Raw genomic sequence first — 4,052 nt, forward strand, 5'->3', positions numbered from 1 at the left:
CGGCAACCCCCCGGCGCCCGACCCCGGGAACGGGTCCCCACCCACCACCGCAGAACGCGTCGAAGGGGGCCGTCGCGTCCGTCCGGAGCCGACGAAAGGGCCGTACCCGGAGGCGGAGGACGGATGCGACGGCCCCCCAACACCGAGCCGTTCAAGCGCCTCGACGGCGGGGACCCGCTCGACGCGGTACGCGCGCGCCGAGCGGTTGACGTCGAGGGGCAGCACGCACACCCCGAACTGCCGGGCGTCCTCCAGCAGCAGTCGGCGCGGGTACATGCCGGGGTCGTGGGTGAGCAGCCCGGCGACGAACTCGGGGAGGTAGTGGCGTTTCAACCACGCCGAGCGGTACGTCGGCACGGCGAACGCGGCGGCGTGGGCCTTGCAGAACCCGAACGAGGCGAACTGGGCGAGGGCGTCCCACAGCGAGACGGCGGTGGCCTCGTCGATGCCCCGCTGGCGGCAGCCGTCGAGGACCCAGTCGCGCAGGCTGGCGGCCTCGTCGGGTTGGCCGAGGCGCCGGCGCACGAGGTCGGCGGTGGACAGGTCGCAGCCGGTGACCTCGGCGACGCAGCGCATGACCTGCTCGTGGTAGACGATGACGCCGTAGGTCTCACGGAGTGCGCGCTCCAGCAGCGGATGCGGATAGAGGACCTCGGCCTTGCCTTCCGATGCGCTACCGCCTTGGGCTGCTCGAGCGCGCCGGCGTCGGAGGAACGGGCCGACCATGTCGCCCTTGACCGGACCGGGCCGGAACAGGGAGATGTCGACGACGAGGTCGCTCACGTGCTCGGGCTGGAACTTGCCGATGAGCTCGCGCTGGCCGGGCGACTCGATCTGGAACATCCCGAGCGTGCGGGTGGAGCGGATGAGCTCGTAGGTCGCCGCGTCGTCCCACGGCACCGTGGAGAGGTCGATCTCGGCGCCGCGGGTGCGTGCCACCTCCTCGACGCAGTGCGCCATCGACGACAGCATCCGCACGGCGAGCACGTCGAGCTTGCAGAGGCCCAGCGCCTCGACGTCGTCCTTGTCGAACTGCGCCATCGCGAAGCCGGCAGAAGCCCCGGGGCCCGCTCCCCTGGTGGCGCTGCGCTCGAGCGGCACGACGTCGCGCAGTGTGGCGTCGGCGAGCAGCACGCCCGAGGGGTGCAGGGCGACGTGGCGGGGCAGGCCGTCGAGGCGGCAGACGAGGTCGAACAGCAGCCGCAGGTGCGCGCGGTCGAGGTTCTGGCCGGCCAGCTCGGGCAGCGTGTCGAGGGCGGTGCGGACGTCGCGGGCGCGGATGTGGGGGAAGGCCTTGGCGATGGCGTCGACCTCGCCGGCGGGCAGGCCGATGGCCTTGCCGACCTCGCGGATCGCCATGCGCGCCTTGAACGTCTCGATCATGGACACGCAGGCGACCCGGTCGTCGCCGTAGCGGGCGAGCAGGTCGGCGTAGATGTCCTCGCGCCGGGCGCTCTCCACGTCGAGGTCGATGTCGGGCAGGTCGTCGCGGTAGGGGTTCATGAAGCGCTCGAACACGAGGTCGTGGGCGATCGGGTCGACGTCGGAGATCCGCAGGCAGTAGCACACGAGGCTGCCGGCCGCCGAGCCGCGGCAGGCGACCATGATCTGCTTGTCGCGGATGCGCTCGACGATCTCGGCGACCGTGAGGAAGTAGGGCGCGAGGCCGAGGCGGGCGACCATGGCGAGCTCGGCGTCGAGCAGGTCGCGGTGGCGGCGGCGGGGGCGCGGGTAGCGCTCGGCGAGGCCGGCCTCGCAGCGGGCGCGCAGCTCGGCGCCGGCGTCGCGCCCCTGCTCGCCGCGGAAGTCGGGCACCCGCAGCCGCCCGAGGCCGAGGTCGACCCGGCAGCGGTCGGCGACGTCGGCGGCGCCCGCGAGCGCGTCGGGCCGCTCGGCGAACACCGCCGCCATCTCGGCGGGGCTCTTCAGGTACCCCTGGTCGTTGCGCCGGCGGGTGTGTCGGGGGTCGAGCGGCACCTGGCCGCGGATCGCCTCCATGACGTCGGCGACCCGGGCGTCGGCGGGGTTGAGGTAGCGGGGCGCCTGGTGGGCGAGCGCGCGCAGGCCGAGCCGGTCGGCGAGGCCGAAGCGGGCGCGGGCGCGGGCGTCGTCACCGGGGGCGCGGTGGTGGGTGACCCCGACGAGGACGCTGGAGGGCCCGACGAGGTCCATCCACCGGCGGGCCTCGGCCGCGGCGGCGTCGGGCTGCCCCGCGTCGAGCAGCCGGCCGACCGGCGAGTCGTCGGCGAGCAGCACGTCGAGGCCGCCCCGGCCGGCCCAGCGCGCCAGCTGCGACCAGGGGGCCTGCGGCTCGCCGCGGGGCGATGACAGGTGGTGGTCGGTGACGAGTCGGCACAGGTGCGCGTAGCCGTCCTGGGTGCGGGCCACGAGCGTGATCCGCGCGGGGTCACCCTCGAGCCACGCCGGCCCCGACCGCGGTCCCTTCGCGAGCGCCCCCCGGGCCCGGCGGTCGGCCCACCCCGGCCGGGCGGGGTCGTGCGCGAGCGCGAGGTCCGCGCCGAAGATCGGGCGGATCCCGACCACCGCGCACGCCTCGGCCACGCGCACCGCCCCGTACAGCCCGCCGCGGTCGGCGACGCCGACCGCCTCCATGCCGCGCTCCCAGGTCGCCACGGCGAGCTCGCGCGGCCGGATCACCCCGTCGCGCAGGGAGAACGCCGTCGTCGCCGCGAGGTGCGCGAACCCTCCCACCGCACGTCTCCTGTGGTCAGCGGCGGGGGAAGGAACCGCCAGAGGAACGGGTGTTCGACAACTGTAGGCGGTGGACGGTCAACGGGCAACCCGAGTCGGCTGCGGGCTCACGCAGCGCCTGGGCCGGGCGCCCACACCCACGGACCGTGAGCAGCCCGCGTCCTGGTGGCGGCGACGCGGTCAGGCGATCGACACGATCGTCGCGCCGACCTCGACGAGGTCGTAGAGCACGACGACGTCGTCGTTCGTGAGGCGCACGCAGCCCTTCGACGCGTCCCTGCCGATCGAGTTGACGTTCGCGGTGCCGTGGAAGCGGATCGCCGGGGCGTTCCAGTTCAGCGCGCGGACACCGAGGGGGTTGTTCACCCCCGGGCCGATCCTGGCGGGCATGTTCCTCCCCCACCCGTTCGGCGAGGGGTTCACCCACGTCGGCATGTGCCGCTTCTCGGTGATCTCGTAGACGCCGGTGGGTGTGCGGTACCCGGAGGTGCCGACCGCGACGTTCCAGGAGTGCGTGAGCCGCCCGTCCTGGTAGAGCTCGAGGAGGTGCTGGCTCTGCCGCAGCAGCAGCACCTGCGAGAAGTCGGCCGTGGTCTTCTCCGCCAGCACGGGGTGCACGGCGAGGTCCACGGCGTCCTGTCCCGAGTCGAGGGCCGCGAGCAACGCCGCCGCGCCCGCCTCGGTGTCGAGCACCTGACCCTGCGTCTCGGGCACGATCGTGAACTGGTCACCGCTCACCTGCACCGCGGCGTCGCGCGCCGGCACGTGCAGCTCCGCGGCCACCGTGTCGATGAACGCCCGGACCCCCTCCTCAACGGGCGTGACGGCGAGCTCGTCGTCGAGCGTCAGGCCCTCGCCGAACCAGCGCATGCGGGCGAGCGCGGGCATCGAGGCCGACTCGCTCGCCTCGATCGCCGCCTCGACGAGGCGCTCGGCGTTCGTCGTCGCGCCGAGCTCCCGGGGAGTCGTCGTCCACTGCTGGTGCTGCCAGCGGACGGTGACCGTCCGGTCGAGGTCGGGGGCGGCGACCTCCTCGGTGGCGGCGATCGCCTCCCCGCGCGTGAGGCCGCTGAGGTCGACGCCCGCTACGGTGACGCCCGGCAGAACCCGCCCGTCGTACTCGTTGGCGTAGGCGTGCGCCCCGGCGATCACCCCCGCGCCGGTCAGCGCGAGGACGAGGGCCATGGCGAGCGTGACCCACCAGGCAAGGCGGGGAACCCACCGATCAGAGACGAAAACCGGCACGCCGATACCCTTTCCCGCGTGGAACCGTCGCGAACACTACTCCCCCTCGGCAAGCCGGTCGAACCCCTACCTCCCCCCCCGAGGGGCCCCTCAAC

At 74.1% G+C, this 4,052-nt stretch carries 2 protein-coding genes; both read right to left on the reverse strand.

Annotated elements, in window-relative coordinates; all coding sequences use genetic code 11:
- Positions 1-2,712, reverse strand: a 2,712-nt coding sequence (gene dnaE, locus VM324_09560) for a DNA polymerase III subunit alpha (protein ID HVL99522.1), incomplete at its 3' end; no start/stop codon positions are given.
- 180 nt (positions 2,713-2,892) lie between these two features.
- Positions 2,893-3,957, reverse strand: coding sequence for a L,D-transpeptidase/peptidoglycan binding protein (locus VM324_09565; GenBank protein ID HVL99523.1), 1,065 nt, complete (start codon positions 3,955-3,957; stop codon positions 2,893-2,895).
- Between the last annotated feature and the right edge of the window lie 95 nt (positions 3,958-4,052).

The organism is Egibacteraceae bacterium (assembly GCA_035540635.1).
GTDB lineage: Bacteria > Actinomycetota > Nitriliruptoria > Euzebyales > Egibacteraceae > DATLGH01.